This window comes from Enterobacter genomosp. O, assembly GCF_001022965.1.
Lineage (GTDB): Bacteria > Pseudomonadota > Gammaproteobacteria > Enterobacterales > Enterobacteriaceae > Enterobacter > Enterobacter cloacae_L.
This window is the reverse complement of the sequence record NZ_LECZ01000023.1, coordinates 178,155-201,551: the sequence shown is the minus strand read 5'-3', so window position 1 is coordinate 201,551 and position 23,397 is coordinate 178,155. Positions and strand designations below refer to the sequence as shown.

At 62.4% G+C, this 23,397-nt stretch carries 22 protein-coding genes; 8 read left to right on the top strand and 14 right to left on the bottom strand.

All coding sequences use genetic code 11. From position 1 onward, the window contains the following. Positions 1-329: 329 nt before the first annotated feature. The 4 genes from ABR39_RS06305 to ABR39_RS06290 all read right to left on the bottom strand — a co-directional run bounded on the left by ABR39_RS06305 (position 330) and on the right by ABR39_RS06290 (position 3,221). Complete coding sequence (locus ABR39_RS06305) at positions 330-1,025, bottom strand: ArsR/SmtB family transcription factor (protein ID WP_047346228.1); 696 nt, start codon at positions 1,023-1,025, stop codon at positions 330-332. Further along, complete coding sequence (locus ABR39_RS06300; protein ID WP_047346227.1) at positions 1,000-1,395, bottom strand: amino acid-binding protein; 396 nt, start codon at positions 1,393-1,395, stop codon at positions 1,000-1,002. Before ABR39_RS06300 ends, ABR39_RS06305 begins: the two co-directional genes overlap by 26 nt. Further along, positions 1,388-1,711: an antibiotic biosynthesis monooxygenase family protein gene (locus tag ABR39_RS06295; RefSeq protein WP_047346226.1), complete on the bottom strand. Its 324-nt coding sequence runs from the start codon at positions 1,709-1,711 to the stop codon at positions 1,388-1,390. The genes ABR39_RS06300 and ABR39_RS06295 overlap by 8 nt, the downstream gene beginning before the upstream one ends. A 94-nt stretch (positions 1,712-1,805) precedes the next feature. Then, on the bottom strand, positions 1,806-3,221 hold the full coding sequence (locus ABR39_RS06290; RefSeq protein ID WP_047346225.1) for an aldehyde dehydrogenase family protein: 1,416 nt from the start codon (positions 3,219-3,221) through the stop codon (positions 1,806-1,808). A gap of 100 nt (positions 3,222-3,321) precedes the next feature. On the opposite strand from ABR39_RS06290, the gene ABR39_RS06285 reads away from it, so the two are divergent. Then, a complete protein-coding gene (locus tag ABR39_RS06285) occupies positions 3,322-4,224 on the top strand; it encodes a LysR family transcriptional regulator (protein WP_047346224.1) in 903 nt (300 codons plus the stop codon). Here the strand turns inward: ABR39_RS06285 and ABR39_RS06280 are convergent. Further along, complete coding sequence (locus tag ABR39_RS06280) at positions 4,211-4,690, bottom strand: carboxymuconolactone decarboxylase family protein (RefSeq protein ID WP_047346223.1); 480 nt, start codon at positions 4,688-4,690, stop codon at positions 4,211-4,213. The genes ABR39_RS06285 and ABR39_RS06280 overlap by 14 nt on opposite strands. Before the next feature lie 102 nt (positions 4,691-4,792). Here ABR39_RS06280 and ABR39_RS06275 point away from each other — a divergent pair, with 102 nt between their 5' ends. Continuing rightward, positions 4,793-6,181 (top strand): PLP-dependent aminotransferase family protein, encoded by a 1,389-nt coding sequence (locus tag ABR39_RS06275; protein WP_047346222.1) that lies wholly within the window; start codon positions 4,793-4,795, stop codon positions 6,179-6,181. Between the two features lie 86 nt (positions 6,182-6,267). Here ABR39_RS06275 and ABR39_RS24105 read toward each other — a convergent pair whose 3' ends face one another. Next, positions 6,268-6,429, bottom strand: a complete 162-nt coding sequence (locus tag ABR39_RS24105; protein WP_003863073.1) for a DUF1127 domain-containing protein — start codon at positions 6,427-6,429, stop codon at positions 6,268-6,270. Positions 6,430-6,605: 176 nt separating this feature from the next. Here ABR39_RS24105 and ABR39_RS06270 point away from each other — a divergent pair, with 176 nt between their 5' ends. Continuing rightward, on the top strand, positions 6,606-8,024 hold the full coding sequence (locus ABR39_RS06270) for a PLP-dependent aminotransferase family protein (RefSeq protein ID WP_047346221.1): 1,419 nt from the start codon (positions 6,606-6,608) through the stop codon (positions 8,022-8,024). Positions 8,025-8,085: 61 nt separating this feature from the next. Here ABR39_RS06270 and ABR39_RS06265 read toward each other — a convergent pair whose 3' ends face one another. The 3 genes from ABR39_RS06265 to ABR39_RS06255 form a co-directional block, all read right to left on the bottom strand. Continuing rightward, entirely contained in the window at positions 8,086-9,207 is a 1,122-nt protein-coding gene (locus ABR39_RS06265; protein ID WP_047346220.1) for a cupin domain-containing protein, read from the bottom strand. A gap of 133 nt (positions 9,208-9,340) precedes the next feature. Next, positions 9,341-9,943, bottom strand: coding sequence for an ATP-dependent Clp protease proteolytic subunit (locus ABR39_RS06260; protein ID WP_047346219.1), 603 nt, complete (start codon positions 9,941-9,943; stop codon positions 9,341-9,343). Positions 9,944-10,006: 63 nt separating this feature from the next. Beyond that, entirely contained in the window at positions 10,007-10,777 is a 771-nt protein-coding gene (locus ABR39_RS06255) for a DeoR/GlpR family DNA-binding transcription regulator (RefSeq protein WP_047346218.1), read from the bottom strand. An 81-nt stretch (positions 10,778-10,858) separates the two neighbouring features. On the opposite strand from ABR39_RS06255, the gene ABR39_RS06250 reads away from it, so the two are divergent. Beyond that, complete coding sequence (locus ABR39_RS06250; protein ID WP_047346217.1) at positions 10,859-11,245, top strand: VOC family protein; 387 nt, start codon at positions 10,859-10,861, stop codon at positions 11,243-11,245. A 184-nt stretch (positions 11,246-11,429) separates the two neighbouring features. Then, positions 11,430-12,047 carry a response regulator transcription factor gene (locus ABR39_RS06245; RefSeq protein WP_047346216.1) on the top strand — a complete coding sequence of 206 codons (618 nt, stop codon included), beginning with the start codon at positions 11,430-11,432 and terminating at the stop codon, positions 12,045-12,047. Positions 12,048-12,050: 3 nt separating this feature from the next. On the opposite strand, the gene ABR39_RS06240 is transcribed toward ABR39_RS06245, so the two are convergent. The 5 genes from ABR39_RS06240 to ABR39_RS06220 form a co-directional block, all read right to left on the bottom strand. Continuing rightward, entirely contained in the window at positions 12,051-17,633 is a 5,583-nt protein-coding gene (locus ABR39_RS06240) for an ATP-binding protein (protein ID WP_047346215.1), read from the bottom strand. A gap of 9 nt (positions 17,634-17,642) precedes the next feature. Next, positions 17,643-18,023: a response regulator transcription factor gene (locus tag ABR39_RS06235; protein ID WP_047346214.1), complete on the bottom strand. Its 381-nt coding sequence runs from the start codon at positions 18,021-18,023 to the stop codon at positions 17,643-17,645. A gap of 23 nt (positions 18,024-18,046) precedes the next feature. Further along, positions 18,047-18,307: a XapX domain-containing protein gene (locus ABR39_RS06230; RefSeq protein WP_023334358.1), complete on the bottom strand. Its 261-nt coding sequence runs from the start codon at positions 18,305-18,307 to the stop codon at positions 18,047-18,049. Continuing rightward, positions 18,304-18,525: a DUF1427 family protein gene (locus ABR39_RS06225; protein ID WP_047346213.1), complete on the bottom strand. Its 222-nt coding sequence runs from the start codon at positions 18,523-18,525 to the stop codon at positions 18,304-18,306. Before ABR39_RS06225 ends, ABR39_RS06230 begins: the two co-directional genes overlap by 4 nt. Positions 18,526-18,586: 61 nt before the next feature. Next, complete coding sequence (locus ABR39_RS06220) at positions 18,587-19,273, bottom strand: hydrolase (protein WP_008501349.1); 687 nt, start codon at positions 19,271-19,273, stop codon at positions 18,587-18,589. Between the two features lie 217 nt (positions 19,274-19,490). Here ABR39_RS06220 and ABR39_RS06215 point away from each other — a divergent pair, with 217 nt between their 5' ends. Genes ABR39_RS06215 through ABR39_RS06205 form a run of 3 tightly spaced genes read left to right on the top strand, consistent with a single transcriptional unit; the run spans position 19,491 to position 23,385 of the window. Then, complete coding sequence (locus tag ABR39_RS06215) at positions 19,491-21,362, top strand: amidohydrolase (RefSeq protein ID WP_047346212.1); 1,872 nt, start codon at positions 19,491-19,493, stop codon at positions 21,360-21,362. Beyond that, positions 21,362-21,769, top strand: coding sequence for a DoxX family protein (locus tag ABR39_RS06210; RefSeq protein WP_047346211.1), 408 nt, complete (start codon positions 21,362-21,364; stop codon positions 21,767-21,769). The genes ABR39_RS06215 and ABR39_RS06210 overlap by 1 nt, the downstream gene beginning before the upstream one ends. Beyond that, a complete protein-coding gene (locus ABR39_RS06205) occupies positions 21,766-23,385 on the top strand; it encodes an MFS transporter (protein WP_047346210.1) in 1,620 nt (539 codons plus the stop codon). The genes ABR39_RS06210 and ABR39_RS06205 overlap by 4 nt, the downstream gene beginning before the upstream one ends. Positions 23,386-23,397: the final 12 nt, after the last annotated feature.

Genomic DNA, 23,397 nt, shown 5'->3' with positions numbered 1-23,397 from the left:
CGTAAGGCCGGGGCGAGGCGCAGGGATGCGCCGAGAGAGCGGGCTTTACAGGGACGTTACCTCCGCCCGTCCCCGATAAGCCGGAAGGAATAAGCCGAGGGCACCGCGAAGCGGCGATTTACCGCCGGGAGCCCGGGTCGCCAGGGTGGTGGCGACTGAGCCACCCTGGCACGTTCACCGATGTGGCCGTCACAGAGTAGCAGGGGACGTGAAGTGAACGGAAATACCACCTCAGCCGTATGTTCCCCTCACCCCAACCCTCTCCCCTAAGAGGAGAGGGAGTCGTCCGTGCACGCGTTATCTTGTGGAGAACCCCTCACCCAGAGGCTTTAGCGACTAAAATGCTTCCTGACGGCAGCCCTTCCTGAAGCCGTCACCACCACCTCCCGGTACCCCGCCACCCGCTGGATCCAGCCTTTACTTTCCAGATAAATCAACAGCGCCGCGCCCGCCTCACCGCCAAGATGAAACCGCCGCTCGCTCCAGTCCAGGCAGGCGCAGCAGGCCTTGCGACGGGGATGAGAACTTAGCGGAATGTCGAGCATCAGGAACTGCTCGCGGCCATACAGCGTCAGCGCGGAACCGTCTGCCTCAAGCCAGCCTTCCGCCTGCATGAACTCATAGAGCTGCACTGCCACCGTTCCGGCAAGATGGTCGTAGCAGGTCCTGGCTTCACGCAGGGATTTTGGCGCGGAGGTTTCCGGCGGCGCAATGCGGCTCCAGGAGAGCCCCATCATCTGCTCGACCAGCGCCGCCACGTCGTGTCCGGCAAGACGATAATAGCGATGCCGCCCTTGCGACAGGCAGGTTATCAGTTGCCCTTCAAGCAGCCGGGCGAGATGTCCGCTGGCGGTCGACGGCGCCACCTCTGCCGCAGCGCTCAGTTCGGTAGCCGTCCACGCCCGCCCGTCCATCAGGGCACAGAGCATTTTCACTCGTGACGGATCGGCCATTGCCGCCGCCACCGCGGCAACGGCCTGCTCCAGCGCCGCGCTGTTATCAGGGGGTAAGCTCGTCTTTAACATTCGTCGCCCAGGGTCTGGTGATCTCTGCGGCCAGCTTATCATCATCCGTAAGCAGAATAAGGTGATTCGCATGGTCGCTATATTGGGTCAGGATTGACACGCCCTTTGCGGCCAGCGCCGCCGCAATTTCACCCAGCTCGCCGGGACGCTCCTGCTTGAGTTTTCTGATGACCGGCTTGCGTACGGCCTGCACGTTGAACCCGCCATCGGTCAGCACGCGACGGGCTTTTTCCCCCTCTTCCACCAGGAAGTGGGCATGCGTGCCAAATACGCCCCCGCCTTCCAGCCCCACGCCGCTGCGTCCCAGCAGCTGTCCAAAGCGCGCCAGTTCACCGGGGATATCGCTAAAAACCACATGAACGTCATACATCGCTATGCCCTCCGGTTTCAGAAGTATATTCCCGCACCACCTGCGCCACGCGAATGCGGTAGTACGCGAAAATCGACTCGCGCCCTTCGGCCTGCGCCGCCCGGTGAAACGCGTTCTGCTTCCAGCGGCGGACAGCCTCTTCGTCACGCCACCAGGAGAGCGAGAGAATTTTTCCGTCGGTGGTCAGGCTCTGAAAACGTTCGATATCAATAAAGCCGTCGATGTCCGCCAGCAAAGGCTTGAGTTCGGCGGCAAGTTGCAGGTAGCGCGCCTGATGATGAGGCTCCGCTTTGGCTTCAAAAAGGACTGCAATCATGGGTGTCTCTCCGTTGTGAGGGTGAGGAGAGAATGCAGGAGGAAAAAGCACGATGCTTCGGTAAGGAGCGAAGCGTTGTGCCACCGGGCAGGGTTTAACCCAGAACCGACCTCGGCTCCATAAATGCCCGGATCCCCCACTCCCCCATCTCACGCCCCACGCCGGAGTGTTTGAAGCCACCGAACGGCGCTTTCGGTTCATGGGCCAGGGTGTTCACCAGCACGCGGCCGGAGACAATCTGCTGCGCCACGCGTCGCGCACGGTCCGCATCGCCGCCCAGCACCATCGCGCTCAGTCCGTATTCTGTGTCATTGGCGATGGCGATCGCCTCCGCCTCGTCCTGATACGGGATGACGCACAGCACCGGGCCGAAGATCTCGTCGCGGGCAATGGTCATCCGGTTGTTCACGTCGGCAAACAGCGTCGGGCGCACGAACCAGCCGTCCCGCGTGCCTTCTGGTCGTCCTTCTCCTCCCGCCAGCAGGCGCGCCCCCTCTTCGATCCCTTTGCGGATATACCCCTGCACCCGCTGCCACTGCTTCTCGCTGACCATCGGGCCAACCTCTGTCGCGCTATCGCGCGGGTCGCCGGATTTTACCGCCGCCACGGCCAGCGCCAGCGCGGCTTCAATTTCTGCCTGGCGCGACCGGGGCACCAGAATGCGCGTCCCGGCTACGCACGCCTGCCCGCTGTTCATAAACCCGGCCTGGATCGCCAGCGGGATCGCCTGAGTCAGATCCACATCATCCAGCAGGATCGTCGGCGATTTACCGCCTAGCTCCAGCGTCACGCGCTTAAAGCTTTCCGCCGCGTTGCGCAGGATCGCCTTGCCGGTATTCGTCGAACCGGTAAACGAAATCTTCGCGACGTCCGGGTGACGACTAATTGTTTCGCCCACCGTCTCGCCGCGCCCGGTGACGATATTAAACACGCCCGGCGGCAGTTCAGCGTCGCGCAGCGCTTCGGTGACGATCTGCGTTTGCAGAGCGCTCATTTCGCTCGGTTTGATCACCGCCGTACAGCCCGCCGCGAGCGCGGCCGCCAGCTTGCCGCAGATAAACCCCGCATCGCTGTTCCACGGCGTAATCAGCCCGGCCACGCCAAGCGGCGTCATCTGCACCGTTGCGGCACCTGTGGGGGTGACAAACTCAAACGCCTCCAGCGCCTCGATGGCTTGGGCAATCACCTCCGCCGGGTATCTGGCCATCCACGCCGAGCGCGAGGCCGGCGCACCGTACTCTTCAATGACCGCTTCCAGTAGATCGTCGTGGCGAGCGGCCACGGCGGCGTGCATACGTTTTAGCGCTGCGATGCGTTCCTGCTTTGTGGTCTGCGACCACGCCGGAAACGCCGCTTTTGCCGCCGCAATGGCGCGCTCTGCGTCGACCTCATCGGCCAGACGAACCTTGCCGATGACCCGCGCCGTCGCAGGGTTGTACAAATCAAACCACTCGGTGCCGTGCGGGGTAACAAATTCGCCGTTAATAAAGATCTGTTCGATGGTGTGCATATAAACCTCCTCAGGCTGTGTGAGCACAGTCTGGCACGGCTTCTCCGTTGCGATAATCCACGCTATGCTGCAAGGGTTGTTTCGATTTTCAGGATAATCTATGCATCGTTCAGGTCTGACAGAGCTGGAAGTGGTGATGGCGGTGGTGCGGCGCGGCAGCTTTCGCGGCGCGGCGCAGGAGCTTGGGATGTCCGCCACGGCGGTCAGCAACGCCATCGCCGGGCTGGAGAGCCGCCTTGAGACGCGCCTTTTCAACCGCACCACCCGCAGCGTGGCCCTCACCGACGCCGGGCAGCGCTACGTGGCGCGAATTGGCCCGGCGCTGCAGGAGATCCGTCTCGCCGGGGAGGAGATCCACAGCGACACCGGGGAACCCGCCGGCACGCTGCGCCTCAACGTGCCGAACCATATCGGCGCGCTGTTTCTGGACCAGCTGCTGATCGACTTCATGATCCGCTACCCGAAAATGCGCGTGGAAACGGTAAGCGAAGCGAGGATGATCGACATCGTCGCCGAAGGCTATGACGCAGGGATCCGCCTTGAAGAGTCCGTCCCGCAGGACATGATCGCCGTGCCGCTGACCGGCGAGATCCGCCAGCTTGTTACCGCCACGCCGGACTATTTCGCCCGTCACGGTATACCCGAAACGCCGGACGATCTTCTCCAGCATCAGGGGATCGGCATGCGCATGGCCCACGGCGGGATCTACCGCTGGGAGCTGGCCCGTCGGGGTGAAACGTACGCGCTTGCCGTGCCGCCGCGCTTTGCGACGTCCGATCTTTTTGCCTCGATCCGCGCCGTGAAAGCGGGATTAGGGGTGGGATTTTTGCCGGAACTGTATATCCGGGAAGAGCTTGAGCGGGGAGAACTGGTGAGCGTCTTAGACGAGTGGGCGCAGCCCTTTGCCGGGCTGCGCCTGTATTACCCCGGCCATCGCCACGTTCCGCCAGGGCTACGGGCGCTGGTGGCGATGATCCGCGAGCGCGGGATTATTCCAGGTTAGCCTTGTTTAGCCCGTAAGCCGCATCCAGCGAGCCGGGCTCCATGCGGGAGGTGATCCCCAGACGGTTCCAGGCGTTGATCGCCACGATGGCGAAGTTCAGCTCCGAAATTTCCACGTCGGAGAAATATTCCGCCACGCTGCGGTAGAGCGCATCGCTCACGCCGTGAACGCCGATTTGGGTCAGCGCTTCGGTGAACGCCAGCGCGGCTTTCTCTCGGGCGCTGAACAGCGGGGACTCGCGCCAGGCCGCCAGATGGTACAGACGCAGCTCGCGCTCGCCGGCGATTTTGGCCTCTTTCGAGTGCATATCCAGGCAGAAGGTGCAGCCGTTCAGCTGCGATACGCGAATGTCGATCAGGTGCTTCAGCGCCGGGTCGATGGAGGTTTTCGCCACCTCCATGCTCAGGGCAGACAGCGCGTTAGCGAGGGCAGGTGTAGCTTTATGGTGGTTGACGCGAGTGCTCATGGTTTTTCCTCTGATTTACACTGTATGTGTCATGCGATGAGGCAAATCTACGCCGTTCATGACATAGTAAAAAGATACAAAAAGCGTGAAATGAGGTAGGACATGAAGCCGGGCTATCACGAGATTTATTCCCGCTATCGCGACAACATCACGCGCGGCGTGCTGAAGCCGGGCGATAAGGTCCCTGCCATCCGCGTGCTGGCCGAAGAGCTGAAGGTGGCGCGTAAAACCGTCGAAACGGCGTATGCCATCCTGACGGGGGAAGGGTATCTGGTGAGCCAGGGCGCGCGCGGCACGCGGGTGAACCCGGATTTACTGTTGCCGGACAAGGCTGCCCCTGCGGAACAGCCCACCGGCACGCTTCCGGCATCGCTCATCAGCCAGCGGGAACGAGCTGGGTTTCTGCGTCCCGGCATCCCTGCCCTCGACAGCTTTCCGTATAAAAAATGGCTGCTGCTGGCGGGCCAGGCGACGCGTTCCATGCGCCAGGAGGAGATGCTCAACCCGCCGGTGCTGGGCTGGTATCCGCTGCGCCAGGCCATCGCCAGTTATCTCAACATTTCGCGCGGGCTCTCCTGCACCGCCGAGCAGGTGCTGATCACCAGCGGCTACAGCGGCAGCCTGCGGCTGATCCTCGACACGCTTGCCAGCCGCAGCGACAAGGTGGTGTTTGAAGATCCGGGCTATTTTATGGGCCAGCAGCTGCTCAAGCGGATCGTGCCACGCCTGCACACCGTGCCGGTCGATCGCAGCGGCATCGACACGGAATACCTGCTCCGTCACCATCGCGACGCCCGTTTCGCCATCGTGACCCCGTCGCACCAGAGCCCGCTGGCGGTCACGCTCTCCCTGCCGCGCAAGCAGCAGCTGCTCGACTGGGCAAGCCAGAACGCGGCGTGGATCATCGAAGACGATTACGACGGGGAATTTCACTACACCCGCAAGGTGCTACCGTCGCTGAAAAGCCTCGACACGCACGACCGGGTGATTTTTATGGGCACCTTCAGTAAAACCATTATGCCGTCGCTGCGCATGGGCTACGTGGTCATGCCCGCCAGCACCGTTGGGGCCTTTACCGACTGTGCGGACATCACCACCAGCGGCCAGCCGGTGCTGACGCAAAAGATCCTCACCGCGTTTCTCAACGAAGGGCATTTCTTTCGTCACCTGAAGAAGATGCGCGCCCTGTATCAGACCCGCCGCGACTGGATGATTGCCGCCCTGCAGGAGGTGTATGGCGATCTGTTTTTCACCGAGCAGAACGACGGCGGGATGCATATCGTGGCGTTTCTCACCAAAGGAAGCGGCGACCGGGAGGTGGCGCGCTGCTGGCAGGAACAGCAGCTGCAGGTCAATGCGCTGTCGGAGTGGTATCGCGGGTCCGGGAAGCGCTACGGGCTGGTGATGGGCTATAACAACGTGCGGTCGTATCAGGAGGCGCTGGATTTGCTGGAAAGGCCGAAACGGCAGACGCTTGCGCTGTTGAGCTGAAAATCGCCGGGTGGCGGCTTCGCCTTACCCGGCCTACTCGATCCCGTAGGCCCGGTAAGCGTAGCGCCACCGGGCGATGACGCGGCTCATACATCATACCGCGACAACCCAACGTCCTTAAGCTGCTCGTCGCTCATCTGGCTCAGAATGCGGCGGGTACGGTTGATGCGATACCAGTTACGCAGCGTTTTCGCTACCCAGACAAACGCGATAAACGGACGTTTTGAACGATTCTCGTAGAATTCCATGATGCTCTCCTCGCTGTGTCAGTGGGGTTATCATCACGGAAAACGGCCTGTACAATACAGATTCAAAAACTGCTTTTGTTTACCATACAGATCCGCTAAAACGGTATCTGCATGGCGGTTTACCCATCAATCTGTACTGGTTTAACAATCTGTATGGTGAAAACAAAGGATACAGCATGACGCGCTACCAACATCTGGCCAACCTTCTGGCGGAACGTATCGAACAAGGGCTGTATCGCAGCGGCGAACGTCTGCCGTCGGTACGCACGCTGAGCCAGGAGCACGGCGTGAGTATCAGCACCATACAGCAGGCCTACCAGATCCTCGAAAATCTCCAGCTGATCACCCCTCAACCGCGCTCCGGCTATTTTGTTTCGCAGCGTAAGACCCAGCCGCCCGTCCCGGCCATGACCCGCCCGGTGCAGCGCCCCGTGGACGTGACCCAGTGGGATGAGGTGATGATGCTGCTGGACGCCCGCGCCGACAAAGAGATGATCTCCTTTGGCGGCGGCTCGCCGGATATTAACCAGCCGAGCCTGAAGCCGCTGTGGCGCGAGATGAGCCGCATTGCGCAGCATAATCCGGGCGAGATGCTGAGCTATGACGTGCTTGACGGACGGCTGGAGCTGCGCGAGCAGATCGCCCGCCTGATGCTGGACGGCGGCTCGACCGTCGCGGCAAACGAGATTGTCATCACCAACGGCTGCCACGGCGCGCTGTCGATTGCCCTGCTGTCGGTGTGCAAACCGGGGGATATCGTGGCGGTGGAGTCGCCGTCGTTTCACGGCACCATGCAGATGCTGCGCGGCTTCGACATCAAGGCGATTGAAATTCCCACCGATCCTGAAACCGGGATCAGCATCGAGGCGCTCGAGCTGGCGCTGGAGCAGTGGCCGATCAAAGCGGTGATCCTGGTGCCCAACTGCAACAACCCGCTCGGGTTTATCATGCCCGAAGCGCGGAAAAAGCAGGTCTTAGCCCTCGCCCAGCGGCACGATATCGTGATCGTGGAGGATGACATTTACGGCGAGCTGGCGGCGGAGTACCCGCGCCCGCGCACCATTCATTCGATGGATATCGACGGCCGTGTGATCCTCTGCAGCTCGTTTACCAAAACCGTGGCGCCGGGCCTGCGCGTCGGCTGGATTGTGCCGGGGCGCTATTACGACCGGGTGATGCACATGAAATACGCCGCGGGCGGGTTTAACGTCCCGGGCACGCAGATGGCGGTGGCGGCGTTTATCCGCGACGGCCATTACCATCGCCACGTGCGCCGCATGCGCCAGATTTATCAGCAGAATATGGAAACCTACACCTGCTGGGTGCGGCAGTATTTTCCGGCAGAGATTTGCGTCACGCGCCCGCAGGGAAGCTTCCTGCTGTGGATTGAGCTACCGGAGAAGGTCGACATGGTGTGCGTCAGCAAGCAGCTGTGTCGGCTGAAGATTCAGGCCGCGGCCGGGTCGCTGTTTTCTGCCTCCGGGAAGTACCGCAACTGCCTGCGGATCAACGTGGCGCTGCCACCGACGGACAAAAATCGCGAGGCGTTGAAGAAGATGGGTGAAGCGATTGTGATTGCGATGGAGGAGGGCTAGTGCGGCCTGATGCCCTCACCCCGGCCCTCTCCCACAGGGAGAGGGAGAAAACCATGCAGCACTACTCGTCGAAGTACCAGTACCCCTGGTTAATCAGCCCGGTAAGCTCTTCAACAAACGTCGGGTTGTTCAGCGCATCGCCCAGCTCGGCCTGGCCGAGTTCGGTGTAGCGGCACAGCGCATCCGCCGCCTTCGCGTCTACCGTTTCCAGCAGCTCGCTGTTGATAAAGAAGCTGCCGTTGACGTTCAGCACGCGCAGGCCGCTCAGGCGAGACAGCGTTTCGCCGCCCTGCAGCGCGTCCAGCACCTCTTCCGGCGCATACGGCGGCTCGGCGGCGGCGATATCCAGCTCGTGGCGCGGCGTGGAGACAAAGCTGCCGAACCACTTCGTGAAATCATCTGGTTTGCTAATCATGTCGATCATTATCTGACGAAGGCGTTCGAGCTCGTACTGCTCCACGCGGCCAGGGTGCTCGCGACAGGTCAGATCCGGATCGCTGTAGTGCTCGCCGCCCAGATCGTTTTCCAGCGCGTAATCGGCGAAGCTGCTGATCAGATCGCGGCCGTTTGGCCCGCGGAAGCCAACGGAGTAGTTAAGCGCCGTCTCATGGGTAAAGCCGTCGTGCGGGAATCCAGGCGGGATGTAGAGGATATCGCCCGGGGCCAGATCTTCGTCGATGATTGGCTCGAACGGATCGACATGCAGCAGCGCCGGATGCGGGCAGAACTGACGCATCGGCAGCCTGTCGCCCACGCGCCAGCGGCGGCTGCCCATCCCCTGAATGATGAACACATCATACTGATCGATATGCGGACCCACGCCGCCGCCCGGCACGGAGAAGGAGATCATCAGGTCATCCAGACGCCAGTCCGGCAGGACGCGGAACGGACGCATCAGCTCCGCCGCGGGCATATGCCAGTGGTTTACTGCCTGCGCCAGCAGCGACCAGCCGGTTTCGCCCAGATCGTCAAAGTGCTCAAACGGACCATTGCTGGCCTGCCACTTGCCGTTGAAATGGCTCACCAGGCGGCTATCGACTTCCGGCTCCATCGCCAGGCCTGCCAGCTCGTCCGGGGTTATCGGGTCGACAAAATTCGGGAAGGCATTTTTCAGCACAACGGGTTTTTTTTGCCAGTATTTCTCAAGAAATTCCGGCCAGTTCAGGTTCAGTTGATACGCCATGGATAGCACCAGTGAGAGGGGAAACAGGCGCGATTATAGGCAAGAAGGCAGAGGGGGAACTTGTCATGGGTCAAACCAGGGCGCGTAGGTCGGGTAAGGCGAAGCCGCCACCCGACACATACGCGGCGAAAACTTAATCCAGCTTCAGCTCGTCATAATGGGTAATCAGTTTACCCACGATGCCGTAGTCCAGCGCTTCTGCCGGAGACATCCAGAAGTTGCGGTCGGTGTCTTTTTTCACTTTTTCCAGCGGCTGGCCGGTCGCGTCAGCAATCAGCTTGTTCACGCGATCCAGCATGCGGATGATCTCGCGCGCTTCGATCTCAATATCCGTCGCCTGACCGCGCACGCCGCCCAGCGGCTGGTGGATCATAAAGCGGGTATTTGGCAGCGAGTAGCGGTGCTCTTTCTTCGCCGCCAGGAAGATGGTGATCCCGGCGCTCGCCACCCAGCCGGTGCCGATAACATGCACTTCCGGGCGGATGAACTTGATAAAGTCGTGGATGGTATCACCCGCTTCCACGTGGCCGCCCTGGCTGTTGATGTACAGCTTGATCGGATCGTTGCTGACGCTTTGCAGCAGGATCATCTGGGTGATCACCTTCTGCGCCAGCTCCTGGTTAATCTCGCCGGAGATCACAATCGAACGGGACTCCAGCAGTTTTTGCTGCAGCGCGCCCGTGCCGTTTGACCCTTCCGCCTTATCCTTGTCACTTTCTTTCAGTGTGTAGTGCATTGTTATGTCCTCAGCATTTAGCGCTCAAAACCAGAGTGTAGCCTGTTTTACCCGTGAAAGTCCTCAGGCGCACACAATGCGAACGTCCTGCGCCGCAAACGCGTCAAGAACGCCCTTTTCCATCCCCTCTTCCACCACCAGCACGTCAATGTCGCGGCTCTTCGCCACCGCATAGCGCGCCACGCCGGGCAGCTTGTCGGCGGTCAGGGCCACGATGGTCTGGTTACTCTGGGCGATCGCGACTTTTTTGAACGCGCAGTCGGCGAAATCAAACCCGGTAAGCCCCATCTCCGGGTCCATCGCGCAGCCGCCGATAAACGCCTGGTCGAAGATAATGCCCTGGATCTGGCTTGCCGCCGTGGCGTCCACCGCGCCGCCGGAGGTTCGCTGGACCTGCCCGCCGGTGACGATCACCTCGCACAGCGGATGATGCAGCAGCTCCGCGGCAATCGCCGGGGAGTTGGTCACCACCGTAACGCGGAGATCCGCCGGAAGGGCCTTCGCCACCGCCAGGTTGGTCGTGCCCGCGTCGATAAAAATACAGCCGCCAGGCTTCACCAGCGCTGCTGCTTTCTGCGCGATTGTGTTCTTTTCTGCACTTATTTTCTGTTCGCGGCTAAAAAAATTCCCCGCATCCGGCAGCTGAAGCACCGCGCCGCCGTAGACCTTTTTACAGATCCCCTCTTTGCTAAGCTCATGTAAATCCCGGCGAATGGTGTGCTCGGACACGTTCATCTGGCTCGCCAGCTCGGTACAGACCACCCTTCCGCTCTCCTGAAGGATCTGGCGGATCCGCGCTTGTCGTTGTTCCGGAAAAGCAGCATAATCGAGCATAAGAAGTCCCTGATAAAGTCTAATCGAGTATCAATGCGCATAATGTTGCACAACCGCGCACTTCACACAACGAGGGTTATTATGAATATTGCACATGTCGCACTCTGGACCCGCAGCCTCGAGGCACAGGTTCAGTTCTGGGAAACGGTTTTTAATGGCCGCAGTAACGAACGCTACGTCAGTCAAAACCGCCCGGGGTTTGAATCCCATTTTATTACGCTGGATGACGGGCCGACCATTGAGCTGATGACGCTGCCGGACCTGCCCGGCGCGCCGTCGCACCCGGAGTTTATCGGCTGGGCGCATATCGCCATTAACGTCGGCAGCAGGGCGCAGGTGGACAGCATGGCAGAGCGGGCGCGGGCAAACGGCACGCTGCTCAGCGCACCGCGCATGACCGGGGACGGCTTCTATGAAGCGGTAATTGCGGACCCGGACGGCAACCGCATTGAGCTTGTCGGTGCATAAAATCAGCGTTTCGTTCCTTAACCGCCCCGCCACGGCTCGCTATACTTCATCTTCATACGGTTATCATATTGTTAAATGATAATGATATTTAATGTGTTAAGATGAAAGTCAGTATAAACAGTCCCTTACGTAGCCGTCGGGGCTGTTTACATCCTCGACATGTCAATCAGCACCGGGGCGGTGAATGGAACACATTGTGTATGTGGTAGATGACGATGACGCAGTCAGGCAGTCCGTAATCGGGCTGCTGGAATCGGCAGACTTAAGCGCCATCGGCTTTTCATCGGCAGAAGCGTTTCTTCAACACCGGTTTGAGGAGCTGCCGTCGTGCGTGATCCTCGACATGCAACTGCCCGCCATCTCGGGCTTTGAGGTGGCTGACGCGCTCAAAGACAGCGGGCGCGAGATCCCGATTATTTTCCTTACCGGCCACGGCACCATCCCGATGTCGGTGCGCGCCATCAAGGGCGGCGCTTACGAATTTCTCACCAAGCCCGTTGAATCCGGCGCGCTGATCGACGCCATCGAATCCGCCCTTCGGCTGGCGGAACACAACGCCGTGCGCAATAAAGAGCACTACGCCCTGAAGCAGCGGCATATGTCCCTCACGCCGCGCGAACACGAGGTGCTGACGCTGGCGATAAGCGGCATGCTGAACAAGCAGATTGCCGCCGAGCTTGGCGTCAGCGAGATCACGGTTAAGGTGCACCGCCGCCGCGTGATGGAGAAAATGCAGGTGCGCTCCGTGGCGGAGCTGGTCAGGGCCGTTGAGCGCCTGACCAATAGCCAGCCTGCGGAGTAACCTCTACCCTTCCCGTGTCGCCAGCGGCAGCGCAAAGGAAAACACCGTGCCGTACGGCTCCCGGCGGCGCGCGCTCAGCTTCCCGCAGTGGCGCTCAATGATGCTGGCGCTGATGGTCAGCCCCATCCCCATCCCCTGCGCTTTGGTGGAATAGAACGAGTCAAAGATCTGCTCCAGACGCTCGGGCTCAATGCCGCTGCCGGTATCGGCGATCTCGACGATCACTTTACCGTCCGCGTTGCTGGTGCTGAGGGTAATGGCGCAGGGGCGATCCGTCACCTCGGCCATCGCCTCGACGGCGTTCATCACCAGGTTGAGCAGCACCTGCTGGATCTGCACGCTATCGCCGGTGATAAAGCTCTCCTGCGCCTTCAACAGATAATCAACGCTTATATGTCGCAGCTCCAGCTCGCTGCGCGAGAGCGTGATGATGTGGTGGATCAGGTCGTGCAGATCGATGCGCGAGAAGGTGGGATCCTGCTTGCGCGTCAGGGACTGGATGCTGCGAATGATCTCCCCCGCCCGCGCGCCTTCCGCGGCGATCTCATCCAGCCCTTCGCGGACCTTGTCCAGCCGGGCCGGCTCGCGGCTGAGCCAGCGCAGGCTCGCCCCGGCGTTCGAGACGATCGACATCAGCGGCTGGTTAATCTCGTGGGCGATGGAGGAGGTCAGCTGTCCGACGGTGGTGGCGCGGGACACCCGCGCCAGATCCGCCTGCGCCACCCGCATGGCATCCTCCGCGGCGCGCTGGCTGGTGATGTCGGTGATGATGCCGTAATACTCGTTCACCTCGCTGCCCACGCCCACCGGATCGCCAATCCCGAGGATGTAGCGCGTTGAGCCGTCGGTACGCTTAACGCGAAACTCCGCCCGCATGGAGAGCCCGTCGCGCACGCTCTGTGTAACGATAGCGCTGATGCGGGCGTAATCGTCCTCATGAACGAAGGTCAAAAACTCCGCCATGGAGATGGTCTTTTGCCGTTCGGGCAGGCCGAGAATACGGGCGTACTCGTCCGAGACAAACATCAGATCCTGCTCCAGCTCCCAGCGCCAGCTGCCGGTGTGGCTGATCTGCTCGCCCAGCATCAGCGAGGTCTGGCTGGCGCGCAGCTCTTTTTCCACCCGCCGGCGCTGGATGTTCTCCGCCAGCAGTTCAGCGTACAGCCGCGCCGTCTCCAGGGAGACCGCGGCCTGCGCGCCCAGCAGGCTCACCACGCGCGAGTGCTCGGCGGTGAAGACCTCCGGCATCAGGCGGTTTTCCAGGTACAGCACCCCCACCAGCCGCGCCTGTTTGAACATCGGGACGCACATCACGGCCGCCCCGGAGGTCACCAGATAGGGATCCTGGCTGAAGGGATGGAACTCCTCCGGCCTGCCGGTGCGGATCTCCTGCCCGGTGCGGATCACCGCCGCCAGCACCGACAGCGGCAGGTCGGTCGCCGTCGGCACGTCTTTCAGGATCCGCACCCGCACGCCTTCCGTGCTGGTCCAGGCGCTGGCCTCGATCTCCGGGATGAGGCTCTCGCTCACGCGCAGCAGCAGGCCGCGCTGCGCCCCGGCGCGTTCGAGCAGAATGGTCATCAGGTTTTCGATCAAGCGCTCAAGGTTAATCTCTTCCGACAGCGCGCGGGAGGCTTTGATGACGCTTTGCAGATCGCGGATGGTCTCGTTCTGGGCGAAGGCCACCGTGTCGTAAGCGCTGGCCTGCCCCGAGGCCAGCAGGTGCGGGAAATCCTGCTCCAGCTGGCGGATTTTGGCCTGCGCGCCCGCGCGTCCCCAGGCGGCAATGGCCCCGCGGAAGTGCGCGTCCGAGGCGGTCGGGTAGCCGCAGGCCAGCGAAAAGCGCCCCGCCAGCTCGTGGGCCAGGGCGTTGATCGGGTTAAATCCGCCCTCGCGGGAGAGCCGGACCGCCTTCTCATACTGCTCCAGCGCGATGCTGTTCATCCCGTCCAGACGCACGATTTCGGCGTAGATCAGCGCCTCTTTATCCGCGAACGTGCCGGGATTAATGCGCGCCCAGAGGGCAATTTTGTCGTAGTGGGCGTGAATGCTGCGGCGGTGGTTCGCCGAGAAGGTCTCCGGCGTCAGCTGACGCGACAGCGCCAGAGCGCTGTAAAGATGGTAGTCCAGCAGATGGATGTGCCCCGGCGCAGACCATGCGTACCAGCCCGCCATCTCGAGATCCGCCTGCGCGTCGGCATACTCCCCGCAGGTAAAGTGCGCCATGCCGCGATACAGCCAGTACCAGAACAGCATGGTGGCGTTCTTCTCCGGCGCCTGCTCCGGCGACGCGGGAAGCAGCGCCTCCGGCAATACCTGCGACGCGCTCCAGGTGCCGATGACCGGCGTGCGCAGGAACTCAACGTAGCCGCGCTGGACCATCAAAATGGTTTCCACGTCCTGGAAGTGGGTTTTACGCACGAACGCCAGGCCGCGATCGATGCTGGTCAGCACCCCGTCCAGGTGGTCGCCCCGCGAGAGGAAGTTAATCACCTGGTGGCAGGCCGCAAAGCAGGCCATCGTCATGTCGCCGTGGGTGACCGCCGCGCTAAAGCAGGCCTTCGCGCACTCGATGGTAAACGATAAAGGCTGGGTCCAGACGCTGAGCTGGTCGAGCGGCAGCAGGGTTTTGGCTTCGAACGCATCGTAGCCGTGGCGATTGACCAGCTCGCGGGCCAGGGTGCCGTACTGGAACCCGAGGCGGTACTCGGCGTAGCGGTGGCCCATCAGCACGCCAAACCAGGCCATCGCCGTGGTGGACGCCCCGGTAATGCCGTGGTCGAGGGTCAGGTGCATCATGCGGCAGAGCAGTAAGAAATGCAGGCGCGGGCAGATGAAGCTGGCGCAAATGCTGGCGCTATATAGCAGGTTCATCACCGCTTCGGTTTCCGGGTTGTCCATTCGCGAGAGCGGGCCAAACAGATGTTGCGGCGCGTCATTCGCGCGGTTGCAGAAGCGTTCCCAGGCCTCGTCGCAGTCGGCGTCTTGCGGATAGCGGCCAATCTGGATGCCAAACACCCCCAGCCAGCAGAGCGCCGCCTCCAGCGCCAGACGGCTGTCCGACTGGCGAATGTACACCTCCACCAGCAGGTTGGCCGCCAGCGCCTTTTCGGTCAACCCGCCGGGGCAGCCGAGGATGGCGTCACACAGCTCGCGGGTGCGCTCCAGGTGCCCCAGCGCAAACTCACAGCCCGCCTCTTCGATATCGAGCATAAAGTCTGACACCGTCCCGGCGTTGCCCAGCGCTCTGGCGGTCTGGATATAGCCGAGCGCCGAAGGGTAATCCCCCGAGCGCTTCGCGCGTCGCGCGGCCAGCAGGCTCAGCTCGCGGAACCTCTGGCGCTGCGGGGCGGGCTGAATGCTGTCCAGCGCGGCCGTGACGTGGTGAACGGCGCGGAACAGCAGCTCGTTTCCCGCCGCCTGCCGCGCGGCGTCGGCCAGCAGGCTGGCGGTGGTCAGGTGAATGTGGCTTTTCTCATGCCGGTCCAGCAGCGCAAAGGCGGCCTCCTGTACCCTGTCGTGGGTGAAGGCGTACTTTTTTTCCGTCAGCACGATGAGCTGGGCCATCACCGCCGGGTGCAGCGCATAGCGCATTTCCGCCATCGACAGGCCAACCACGCGGCACATCATCTCCATCTCGCCCGTGCCGCCGAGGCAGGCGATGCTGCCCAGCAGGCGGCGCGTCTCGTCGGGCAGCTCTTCGAGCTGCTCCAGCACCAGGGTGACGACGTTTTCGGTGTAATGCCTGGCGCGGATCGCCTGCAGATCGTAGTGCCACTTGTCCTGATATTTGTTATGCACCACCAGGCCGTCATCAACGATGCGGCGGAAAAACTCGTGCACGAAGAGCGGGTTGCCGCCGGTCTTCTCGTGGATCAGCGTGGCGAGGTCGGCCGTCGCCGCGCTGCGGGTGCGAAACACCGTCGCCAGCCAGCGCGCCACGGCTTTGACGGACAGCGCCTGCGGGACAATCTCGCTCGCGTGCTGTGCCGCCTCCGGCAGGCTCGCCAGCGGCTGTTGCAGTGTCGGGTCGGATAACGAACCGATATCGCGATGGGCCACCACCACCAGCAGCGGAACCGCGCCGCAGTTCTTCAGCAGATAGTTCAGCGTATGCAGGCTGGCGGGGTCGCTCCACTGGAGATCGTCGAGCACCAGCACCAGCGGGCAGCCCTGCGAGGCAAAGGTCTTCACCAGCGCCAGCACCATATGGCTGAAGCGCGCCCGGGCATCAATGGAAAACGTATCCGCCGAGAAGCGCGGCTTGCTCTCAAGCAGCAGGCCCAGCTCGGGCACCAGGCTGACGGCAAGCTCCTCATACCCCTCCAGGGCGCGCGAGAGGCGGATTTTCCACTTCGCCACCTCGTCTGCGGGCAGCCCCAGCAGGTGCAGCGTTAGGGTGCGGAACGCGGAGCTTAATACGCCGTAGGGCAGCGACGGCGAAAACTGATCGACTTTGCCCACCGCCAGCAGCACCGTGCGCTGCTGCAGCGTTTTGAGCGCCGTCGCGATAATTGAGGATTTGCCGATCCCCGACGGCCCGCCGATCGTCACCAGCTCCGGCACGCGGTTCTGCCCTACCCGCTCAAACGCGGCAATAACGTCGTTCGCCTGCGGATGGGTTGCGAACAGGGAATCCGCCAGATGGATCGCCGGGGTGCGGTCCTGCTGGCCGGGGGTGAAGGCGACGATCTCGCCCTCGCAGGTCAGCGTTGCCTGGCAGCGGCGGAGGTCGGCAATCAGCCCGTCGACCGTCTGGTAGCGGTTATCGGGGTGCTTTTCCAGCAGCTTCAGGATGATGGTCGACAGCATCCCCGGCACGTCCGGGCGTATCGCGTCCGGCGCCAGCGGCTCAGAGGCAATGTGGTAATGCGCCCAGTTGGTCTGGTCGTCCTCCCCCAGCTCAAACGGCAGGCGGCCGGTCAGAAGTTCATACAGCACCATGCCGAGGCTGTAGAGATCGCTGCGGTTATCAACGGGGCGCTGGGTGCGGGAGGTGTGCTCCGGCGACATCCAGGCGGGCGTACCGCCCGACACGGCAAGCCGGGTCTGGGAGAAAGCATCGGAGAGAGTACAGGAGAGGCCAAAGCTGCCCAGGCGGCAGGTGGCATCGTGCTGAACAAAAATGCTGCCGGGCTTGATATCGCCGTGGATCAGGTTTTGCAGGTGCATCTGGCGCAGGGGGGCGCAGATCTGGATCGCCAGCTCGATAAAGCGCGCGATCCCCGAGATCGCCCTGCCCGCGCGTCGCGCCAGCAGCTCAAAGGAAAACGGGGCGTACACCAGCGCGAAGCGCCCCCGGTACTGGGTGGACGCGACGGCGCGAATGGCCCAGCTGTCCTGCAGCATATCGCGCAGCGCAAACTCGTTTTTGAGCAGCCGGGTGGCCCGCTCTTCCTCTTCATCGCTGACCGCGGTGGCGATAATGAACGAGCCGCCGGAATGAGGATGTCGCGCGTGCATCCAGGCGATTCCGCCCTCCTGCGCCAGCACGGTAAAAATCACATCCTCTTTAAGGACAAAAACCCGCCCCTGATGAAGATTCCCCTGGGCGGGCCAGAATGCAGGCTGCTCGTGTTCGTTCATCCGCGATCCTTATTGTCGGCGGGCCAGCTCCCGCTGAATATGATCCAGCAGAATATCGATGTTAATGGGCTTACGCAAAAATGCAGCGGCGCCCTGGCTAAGAGCGTACCGCTGCATATTTTCATCAGCATGACCGGAGATAAAGAGCACGGGCGGCGGCGGTACGGCCAGCAGCCGCAGCTTGTCAAACAGCTCAAGGCCGCTCATGCCCCGCAGCTTGATATCGGCGATCACCAGCGCCGCGCCGGACAGGGCGAGCGGATGGCTGAGAAATACCTCTGCCGAATCAAACGTATCGGTGGAATAGCCTTCCGACTCCAGGAGATTACTCAGCCCGCTGCGGACGGAACGTTCGTCATCAATGATGGCAATGCGCCACGGCAGCGTCATGCTGTCTTTCCTCTCACAAATCATTAAACGTCGCGATCGTCCTTCGCGGGCGCAGGGGGCGCCGTGCCGCTGATTTTCGGCACGCATTCGTGACGAAACCAGGCGAGGGTAAGCGGTTCGCGACTCAGTAAACGCCGTCCCACCGGGATGAGCTGTTCGCCCACCAGCATGCCAAACAGGCCAAGCAGGGCGACAACCGGCGGCGCCGGGGAATGGACGTCGAGCAGGGCGTAAATTACCCCAGCAGCCACGCCGCACACCAGCGAAATTATCCACGCTTTCATGAGGACGCCCCCGTCTGCGATGTCGCCTGCGAAACGGTCACCTGAGGCGGCGGCGCGCCGTCGCGGGATAACAGATGGCGCGTCGCCTGTTCACCCGCCAGCATCCCCAGCAGGCCAATCAGCGCCAGCGCGGGCGGCGCGGGGGAGCGCACCTTCAGTACGGCATACATCAGGCCAATCAATACGCCAGCGGCAAGGGATATCAGCCCAGTACTCATTGTGAACTCCAGAGAAAGAGGCAGCGGCGAGCCGGATGAGGGACCAGCCCGCCAGCGGAACTTAGCGAGCCGGAACCGGCGCTAAGGTGCGGTGCTCGCTCTTCTGGCGAGACGGCGCTTTGTGCACCATGGTGTAGGCGTAATCCACGCCCATGCCGTACGCGCCGGAGTGCTCGCGCACGATATCCATCACCGCGGTGTAGGTCTCTTTACGCGCCCAGTCGCGCTGCCACTCCAGCATCACCTGCTGCCAGGTCACCGGGATCACGCCCGCCTGGATCATACGCTGCATCGCGTAGTCGTGAGCTTCTTTGGAGGTGCCGCCGGACGCGTCCGCCACCATATAAATTTCGTAGTCGCCTTCCAGCATCGCGCACAGGGCGAAGCTGTTGTTGCACACTTCAGTCCACAGGCCGGCAACCACCACCTTCTTCTTGCCGTTGGCCTTCAGCGCGTCGCGCACCTTCTGGTCGTCCCAGGAGTTCATGGAGGTACGCTCCAGAATGTCCTGGCCCGGGAACACGTCCAGCAGCTCCGGGTAGGTATTACCGGAGAAGCTTTCGGTCTCTACGGTGGTGATGATGGTCGGGATGTTGAACACTTTGGCCGCTTTCGCCAGCGCCACGGTGTTGTTTTTCAGCACCTGGCGGTCAATAGACTGCACGCCAAACGCCATCTGTGGCTGGTGGTCGATGAAAATAATCTGACAGTTCGCAGGGGTTAACACTTCGAGCTTTGAAGAGGTCATAGCATTTTCCAGTGGTTAAGGGTGAAATCGCCGCGAGCGCCGCGACGATAAAATCACCCTCATCCTGCGGTTTTCCGTCCCTGCGCGTAATTATCTCTTCGTATAGTTAACCTTAGGTATAGTTATACTTTGGTATACCTATCCTATTGTATAACTGGATCTTTGCCGAAACCGGTTCCCATAATCCTGACCATTCCCCTCTCAGTCAGGAGCAGTTATGGTTACCCTCGGTAAAGCCGATCTCATTCTGGTTAACGGCCAGTTTCACACCGTCGATCGCGAAAACCCCGTCGCGGAAGCCGTTGCCGTGCGCGACGGAAAATTTCTGGAAGTGGGTACCGTCGCCGAGGTGATGCAACACCACTGCGACGGCACTAAGGTGGTGGACTTAAAAGGCCACACCGCCATCCCCGGCCTGAACGACTCGCACCTGCACCTGATCCGCGGCGGGCTGAATTACAACCTCGAGCTGCGCTGGGAAGGCGTGCCGTCCCTGGCCGACGCCCTGCGGATGCTGAAAGAGCAGGCCCTGCGCACGCCGTCGCCCCAGTGGGTGCGCGTGGTGGGCGGCTGGACCGAGTTCCAGTTTGCCGAGCGCCGCATGCCGACCCTCGACGAAATTAACGACGCCGCGCCGGACACCCCGGTCTTCATCCTGCACCTGTACGACCGCGCCCTGCTCAACCGCGCCGCGCTGAAGGTGGTCGGCTACACCAAAGACACGCCAAACCCGCCGGGCGGGGAGATCCAGCGCGATGCCAACGGCAACCCGACCGGGATGCTGATTGCCCGTCCGAACGCCATGATCCTCTACGCCACGCTGGCCAAGGGGCCGAAGATGCCGCTGGAGCAGCAGGTCAACTCCACGCGTCAGTTCATGCGCGAGCTGAACCGCCTGGGCCTGACCAGCGCCATCGACGCGGGCGGCGGCTTCCAGAACTACCCGGAAGATTACGAGGTGATTGCCGAGCTGCATGAGAAAAAGCAGATGACCATCCGCATCGCCTACAACCTGTTTACCCAGCGTCCGGGCCACGAGCTGGAAGACTTTGAAAAATGGACCGACATGCTCACGCCGGGCCAGGGCAGCGACTTCTTCCGCCACAACGGCGCGGGCGAGATGCTGGTCTTCTCCGCCGCCGATTTTGAAGACTTCCTCGAGCCGCGCCCGGACCTCGCGCCGGGCATGGAGGACGAGCTGGAGCGCGTGGTGCGCCACCTGGTGGAGCACCGCTGGCCGTTCCGCCTGCACGCCACCTATAACGAATCCATCAGCCGCATGCTGGACGTCTTCGAGAAGGTGAACCGCGACATTCCGTTCAACGGCCTGCACTGGTTCTTCGACCATGCGGAAACCGTCACCCAGGCCAACATCGACCGCATCAAAGAGCTGGGCGGCGGCATTGCCGTCCAGCACCGCATGGCCTTCCAGGGGGAATACTTCGCCGAGCGCTACGGCATCGAAGCCACCCGACACACGCCGCCGGTGGCGAAAATGCTCGAGACCGGCGTGCCGGTAGGCTTAGGGACGGACGCCACCCGCGTGGCGAGCTACAACCCGTGGACCGCGCTCTACTGGCTGGTCTCCGGCCGCACCGTCGGCGGGATGCAGATGTACGATCACAGCGCCCGTCTGGATCGCGATACCGCCCTGATGCTCTGGACCCAGGGCAGCGCGTGGTTCTCCAGCGAGCAGAACCAGAAGGGGCAGATCAAGGTCGGCCAGCTTGCCGACCTGGCGGTGCTGAGCAAAGACTACTTCCGCGTGCCGGAAGAGGAGATCAAGGGCATCGAGTCCGTCCTGACGGTGGTGAACGGCGACATCGTCTACGCCGCAGGCAGCTTTGGGCCGCTCGCGCCGCCGGCCATTCCGGTCCTGCCCGAGTGGTCCCCGGTGGTCAAGGTGCCGGGCCACTACCGCAGCGCGCCGCCGCAGGCCGCCCGCGTCGGCTTGAGTGTGGTTCACCACTGCAGCGGCCCGTGCGGGGTTCACAGCCACCAGCATGATTTCGCCCGCACCTCAGAGATGCCGGTGTCCGACGATAACGCTTTCTGGGGGGCGCTGGGCTGCAGCTGCTTTGCATTCTGATGAAAAATACGATTGCCCCGCCCCGGGTCGACCTGGGGCTGTTCTTCCTGCGCCTGACCGGCAGCCTGCTGCTGCTGTACGTGCACGGCCTGCCGAAAGTGCTGCACTTCAGCGAAGAGCTGACGCGCATTGAGGATCCGTTCGGCTTCGGGCCCTGGGCGAGCCTGATCCCGGCGATTGTCGCCGAGGCGATCTGCCCGCTGTTTATCATTGCGGGCGTGTACACCCGCCTGGCGTGCCTGCCGATTATCGCCGTGCTGCTGGTGGCGATGCTGGCGGTCCACCCGAACTGGTCGATTGCCGAAGGGCAGTTTGGCTGGCTGCTGCTGATTATCTTCACCACCCTTGCCCTCACCGGGCCGGGCCAGTGGCGGCTGCAGCGTAAGGCAACGGAGAGGTTCGCATGACCCAGGTTAACGACGTTCGCGACGCACACGTCGAGACGACGCCCGCACCGACGGTTTCACCCTGGCAGCCGCTGAGCCAGCCGGTATTCCGCATGCTGTGGATCGCCACGGTGGTCTCTAACGTCGGCTCATGGATGAGCGACGTCGGCATCAACTGGAGCATGCTGACCCTGAGCGCCGATCCGCTGGATATCGCGCTGGTGCAGGCGGCCAGCAGCCTGCCGATGTTCCTCTTCGCCCTGCCGTCCGGGGTGATGGCGGACATCGTCGACCGACGTAAATACCTGCTCTTCTCCCAGCTGTGGGTGTTCATCGCCGCCGCCGGGCTGACGGTGCTCTCCTTCACAGGACACGTCACCCCCACCGTTCTGCTGGCGGCGACGTTTCTGCTGAGCGTGGGCGCGGCGATGAGCTCGCCGCCGTTCCAGGCCGTGGTGCCCGATCTGGTGAGCAAGCCGGAGCTGGGCGCCGCCGTAGCGCTGAACTCGCTCGGGGTGAACATCAGCCGGGCGATTGGCCCCGCGCTGGGCGGTTTTCTGCTTTCGTTCGCCGGGCCGTGGATGGTGTTTGCCCTGAACGCGCTCTCCGTGGTCGGCGTGGCGTGGGTGCTGTGGCGCTGGCGTCCGGCCCCGTCCATACAGCGTCTGCCGCCGGAGCACTTCTTCTCGGCGGTGCGCTCCGGCATTCGCTACGTGCACGCCGCACCGGTGCTGCGCAACGTGCTGGTGCGCACCGTGGCCTTCTTCGTTTTCGGCAGCGCGGGCTGGGCCCTGCTGCCGCTGGTGGCGCGCCGCGAGCTGGGCTTAGGCCCGGCGGGCTACGGCGTGATGCTGGCGTGCATTGGCCTGGGGGCGATTGCCGGGGCCATCCTGCTGCCGCGCCTGCGCCAGCGGCTGAACGCCGACCGCCTGATGGTGGCCGCCAGCCTGACCTTTGCTCTCACCATGCTGGCGCTGGCGTTCGTACGCCACTTCTGGCTGCTCAACCTGTTTGAATTTTTCACCGGCTTCGCGTGGATTGCGGTGCTTTCAACGCTGAACCTCGGCGCGCAGCGCAGCGCCGCCCGCTGGGTGAAGGCCCGCGCGCTGGCGGTTTACCTGACGGTGTTCTTTGGCTCGATGACCACGGGCAGCGCCATCTGGGGGCAGATCGCTTCCCGGTTCGGCACCCCGACCTCGCTGGTGGTCGCCACGCTGGGGATGGTGCTGGCGAGCGCGACGGTGTTCCGCTGGAAGCTGGGCAAAGATCCGGACCTGAACCTCGACCTGAGCGGCCAGCCGCTGGACGGCGTGGAGATTGACCTGCCGAACGAGCGCGGCCCGGTGCTGGTGTCGCACGAGTACATCATCGACCCGAACAACACCAAGGCCTTCCTCGAGGCGGTCCACGAGCTGCGCCGGGTGCGCCGCCGCGCCGGGGCGATGAGCTGGGCGGTATACGAAGATATCGAGCGCCCCGGCCTGTTTATTGAGACCTTCCTGATGGGCTCCTGGATTGAGCATCTGCGCCAGCAGGAGCGCCACACCATGAATGACCTCCTGCTGCAGAGCCGCGTTCTGGCTTTTCATCAGGGCACAACATCACCGGCAATACGCTACCTGGTCGCGCCGGTATAACCATAATCATCA

Excerpts from the sequence above, each read along its gene's own strand:
- ABR39_RS06285 (WP_047346224.1), top strand. The coding sequence starts at position 3,322 with ATGCATCGTTCAGGTCTGACAGAGCTGGAAGTGGTGATGGCGGTGGTG.
- ABR39_RS06260 (WP_047346219.1), bottom strand. The coding sequence starts at position 9,943 with ATGCACTACACACTGAAAGAAAGTGACAAGGATAAGGCGGAAGGGTCA.
- ABR39_RS06265 (WP_047346220.1), bottom strand. The coding sequence starts at position 9,207 with ATGGCGTATCAACTGAACCTGAACTGGCCGGAATTTCTTGAGAAATAC.
- ABR39_RS06305 (WP_047346228.1), bottom strand. The coding sequence starts at position 1,025 with ATGTTAAAGACGAGCTTACCCCCTGATAACAGCGCGGCGCTGGAGCAG.
- ABR39_RS06245 (WP_047346216.1), top strand. The coding sequence starts at position 11,430 with ATGGAACACATTGTGTATGTGGTAGATGACGATGACGCAGTCAGGCAG.
- ABR39_RS06275 (WP_047346222.1), top strand. The coding sequence starts at position 4,793 with ATGAAGCCGGGCTATCACGAGATTTATTCCCGCTATCGCGACAACATC.
- ABR39_RS06205 (WP_047346210.1), top strand. The coding sequence starts at position 21,766 with ATGACCCAGGTTAACGACGTTCGCGACGCACACGTCGAGACGACGCCC.
- ABR39_RS06240 (WP_047346215.1), bottom strand. The coding sequence starts at position 17,633 with ATGAACGAACACGAGCAGCCTGCATTCTGGCCCGCCCAGGGGAATCTT.
- ABR39_RS06300 (WP_047346227.1), bottom strand. The coding sequence starts at position 1,395 with ATGTATGACGTTCATGTGGTTTTTAGCGATATCCCCGGTGAACTGGCG.
- ABR39_RS06295 (WP_047346226.1), bottom strand. The coding sequence starts at position 1,711 with ATGATTGCAGTCCTTTTTGAAGCCAAAGCGGAGCCTCATCATCAGGCG.
- ABR39_RS24105 (WP_003863073.1), bottom strand. The coding sequence starts at position 6,429 with ATGGAATTCTACGAGAATCGTTCAAAACGTCCGTTTATCGCGTTTGTC.
- ABR39_RS06220 (WP_008501349.1), bottom strand. The coding sequence starts at position 19,273 with ATGACCTCTTCAAAGCTCGAAGTGTTAACCCCTGCGAACTGTCAGATT.
- ABR39_RS06215 (WP_047346212.1), top strand. The coding sequence starts at position 19,491 with ATGGTTACCCTCGGTAAAGCCGATCTCATTCTGGTTAACGGCCAGTTT.
- ABR39_RS06290 (WP_047346225.1), bottom strand. The coding sequence starts at position 3,221 with ATGCACACCATCGAACAGATCTTTATTAACGGCGAATTTGTTACCCCG.
- ABR39_RS06280 (WP_047346223.1), bottom strand. The coding sequence starts at position 4,690 with ATGAGCACTCGCGTCAACCACCATAAAGCTACACCTGCCCTCGCTAAC.
- ABR39_RS06270 (WP_047346221.1), top strand. The coding sequence starts at position 6,606 with ATGACGCGCTACCAACATCTGGCCAACCTTCTGGCGGAACGTATCGAA.
- ABR39_RS06225 (WP_047346213.1), bottom strand. The coding sequence starts at position 18,525 with ATGAGTACTGGGCTGATATCCCTTGCCGCTGGCGTATTGATTGGCCTG.
- ABR39_RS06235 (WP_047346214.1), bottom strand. The coding sequence starts at position 18,023 with ATGACGCTGCCGTGGCGCATTGCCATCATTGATGACGAACGTTCCGTC.
- ABR39_RS06250 (WP_047346217.1), top strand. The coding sequence starts at position 10,859 with ATGAATATTGCACATGTCGCACTCTGGACCCGCAGCCTCGAGGCACAG.
- ABR39_RS06230 (WP_023334358.1), bottom strand. The coding sequence starts at position 18,307 with ATGAAAGCGTGGATAATTTCGCTGGTGTGCGGCGTGGCTGCTGGGGTA.
- ABR39_RS06255 (WP_047346218.1), bottom strand. The coding sequence starts at position 10,777 with ATGCTCGATTATGCTGCTTTTCCGGAACAACGACAAGCGCGGATCCGC.
- ABR39_RS06210 (WP_047346211.1), top strand. The coding sequence starts at position 21,362 with ATGAAAAATACGATTGCCCCGCCCCGGGTCGACCTGGGGCTGTTCTTC.